The sequence below is a fragment of the Acidithiobacillus sp. TH-A35 genome, assembly GCF_057473505.1.
Genome location: NZ_JBYCKR010000314.1, coordinates 1 through 3,306, shown reverse-complemented (window position 1 = coordinate 3,306; position 3,306 = coordinate 1). Strand labels below are relative to the sequence as shown.

Below are 3,306 nucleotides of genomic sequence, written 5' to 3'. Positions count from 1 at the left end.
AGTAATACACCCTATTATGACTGACACTCTGGATCGCCCCTTCGCCCCCGCCGAAATCGAAACCCAGTGCTACACGCGCTGGGAAGCCCATGGCCTGTTCCAGCCAGCAGGCTACGGCGCGGCCTACTGCATCATGCTGCCGCCACCCAATGTTACCGGCACCCTGCACATGGGCCATGCCTTTCAGGATACCCTGATGGACATCCTCACCCGCGTCCACCGGATGCGCGGCGAGCGCACCCTCTGGCAGCCGGGTACCGACCATGCGGGCATCGCCACCCAAATGCTGGTGGAACGGCAACTGGCGCAAGAAGGCGGTGACCGCCATCAGATGGGCCGCGGTGCCTTTCTGGAACGGGTCTGGCAGTGGCGTCAGGAATCAGGCGGCCATATCACCCGGCAGATGCGACGGTTGGGGGCCTCCTGTGACTGGTCGCGCGAGCGTTTTACCCTGGACAGCGGGCTTTCCCATGCCGTCACCGAGGTCTTTGTCCGCCTGCATGACGAGGGTCTGATCTACCGCGGCAAGCGGCTGGTGAACTGGGACCCGGTCCTGCGCACCGCTGTTTCTGATCTGGAAGTCATCAGCGAAGCAGAGCAAGGCTCCCTCTGGCATATCCGCTATCCCCTCAGCGATGGCAGTGGCGCCCTCGTCGTCGCCACCACCCGCCCGGAAACCCTGCTGGGCGACGTGGCGGTGGCGGTTCACCCAGAAGATCCGCGCTACGCTGCCCTCATCGGCAAGACCCTGCGCCTGCCGATCATGAACCGCGAGATTCCCATCATCGCGGACACTTATGTCGAACCAGAATTCGGCTCGGGCTGCGTCAAAATCACCCCGGCCCACGATTTCAACGATTATCAGGTGGGACAGCGGCACGGTCTGGCCCTGCTCAACGTCTTTACCCCCGATGCCCGCATCCGGGACAGTATCGAAGTCTTTGGCGACAATGTCATTGCCGGGGAGATTCCCGAGGCCTTACGCGGACTGGACCGTTATGCCGCCCGCAAACAGATTCTTGCTCTGCTGGAGGCAGAAAATCTGTTGGAACGCACCGACGAACACCAGCTCATGGTGCCCCGTGGCGACCGCTCCCAGGCCGTCATCGAGCCTTACCTGACTGATCAATGGTATGTGAAGGTCGCACCGCTGGCCGAACCCGCCATCCGCGCGGTGGAAGAAGGCCGCATCCGCTTCGTGCCCGAAAACTGGAACAAAACTTACTTCGACTGGATGCAGCGCATCGAGGACTGGTGCATCTCCCGCCAGCTCTGGTGGGGGCACCAGATTCCCGCCTGGTACGGTCCCGACGGTAAAATCTTTGTCGCCCGTCGTGAAGAGGAAGCGCAGTCAGAAGCCGCCCGCCATTACGGCATGCCGGTGGTGCTGGAACGCGACCCGGACGTGCTCGACACCTGGTTCAGTTCGGCGCTGTGGCCCTTCACCACCCTGGGCTGGCCGGAAAAAACACCGGATCTCGCCCAATTCTACCCCACCAGCGTGCTGGTCACCGGCTTCGACATCATTTTCTTCTGGGTAGCGCGGATGATCATGATGGGCCTGCGCTTCATGGACGACGTGCCTTTCCATGAAGTCTATGTCCACGGTCTGGTGCGCGATGCCGAGGGCCAGAAGATGAGCAAGTCCAAGGGCAATGTCCTCGACCCCATCGACCTCATCGACGGGATCAGTCTGGAAGACCTCGTCGCCAAGCGTACCAAGGGCCTCATGCAGCCGCAGATGGCGGCCAAAATCGAAAAGGCCACCCGTAAAGAGTTCGCCGACGGCATTCCCGCCTTCGGCACCGACGCCCTGCGCTTCACCTTCGCGGCACTGGCCACCCAGGGCCGGGACATCAAGTTTGACCTCAAGCGGGTGGAGGGAAATCGCAATTTCTGCAACAAGCTCTGGAACGCCTCGCGTTTTGCCCTGATGCAGATACAAAATCCGGCCGATCTGGAAGGCGAGCGCGAACTGTTGGCGCCGGAACGCTGGATTATCGGTCGCCTGCAGCGCTGCGAAGCGGCTGTTAACAGCGCCATCGACCAGTATCGCTTTGCCGACGCCGCCCATGCGCTGTACCAGTTTTTCTGGAATGACTACTGCGACTGGTATATCGAGCTGACCAAACCGATCCTGCGCAGCGACAGCCCGTTTACCTCAGCGCAGCAGTGCGGGACCCGCAATACCCTGCTGCGGGTATTGGAGGCTGGCCTGCGTCTGATGCACCCGGTGATGCCCTTCCTCACCGAGGAACTCTGGCAGCGGATAGCCCCGGTCATCGGCAAGACAGGCGACAGCATTGCCCTCGCCCCTTATCCTGTGGCGGATCTCTCCCGTATCGACGTCCAGGCGGATGGCGATGCGGAATGGCTGATTGCGGTCATCCGCGCCATCCGCTCGGTGCGTGGCGAAATGGATATTGCACCTAACAAGGCGCTGCCGCTGCTGCTGCAGGGGGGCGATGCCAGCGACCGCCAGCGTGCGCAACAATATGCTCCCTGGCTCTTCGCTCTCAGTCGCCTCGCCAGTCTGGAATGGCTGGGCGCCGAAGAAGAAGCGCCGCCCGCCGCCTTGCAACTGGTCGGTGATCTGCGCGTCCTCGTCCCCCTCGCGGGAGTCATTGACGTGGTGGCTGAGCAGGCCCGTCTGGCGAAAGAACAGCAACGTCTTGAGCAGGATCGCGCTAAAACCGCCGCCAAGCTGGCCCAGGAAAGCTTCCGCAGCCGCGCCCCCGCCGAGGTCGTCGCCAAGGAAGAAGAGCGTCTGCGCGAAATGGACGCCGCCCTGCTGCAACTCAGCGAACAGGCACAGCGACTGGAGCATTTGTGACGGGGCACCGGGGCCTGCATGGCTGACCGCCCGGTTTATCTGCTTGAGCCTTTATTCGGACGCATTCTGTCGCCCTTCGAGCAGTTTCTGCGGCGAGCGACGGCAGGCGGCATCGTCCTCATCGCTGCCACGATCCTGACCCTGATTCTCAGCAACTCCGTCTGGCATGTGCCCTACCACGCATTTTGGGAAGAGCACTTAGGGCTGCATTGGGGTGGCTGGGGCCTGGATCAAAGCCTCCATCACTGGATCAATGATGGCCTGATGGCGCTTTTCTTTTTTGTCGTCGGGCTAGAGCTGAAGCGGGAATTTCTGGTGGGGGAACTCTCCTCCCTGCGCGATGCCGCCCTGCCCATCATTGCGGCCCTGGGGGGCATGATTGTCCCGGCACTGATTTATCACCAGTTTAATCCCGGCGGCTCCGCTGCGGAAGGCTGGGGTATTCCCATGGCGACGGATATTGCTTTCGCCAT

At 61.9% G+C, this 3,306-nt stretch carries 2 protein-coding genes; both read left to right on the top strand.

Annotated elements, in window-relative coordinates:
* Positions 1–2,833 (top strand): valine--tRNA ligase (locus tag AC2VNK_RS09935; protein ID WP_486883639.1); only part of this gene is annotated, 2,833 nt, incomplete at its 5' end.
* A gap of 18 nt (positions 2,834–2,851) precedes the next feature.
* Positions 2,852–3,306: Na+/H+ antiporter NhaA (locus tag AC2VNK_RS09930; protein WP_486883638.1), on the top strand; the 455-nt coding region annotated here is incomplete at its 3' end.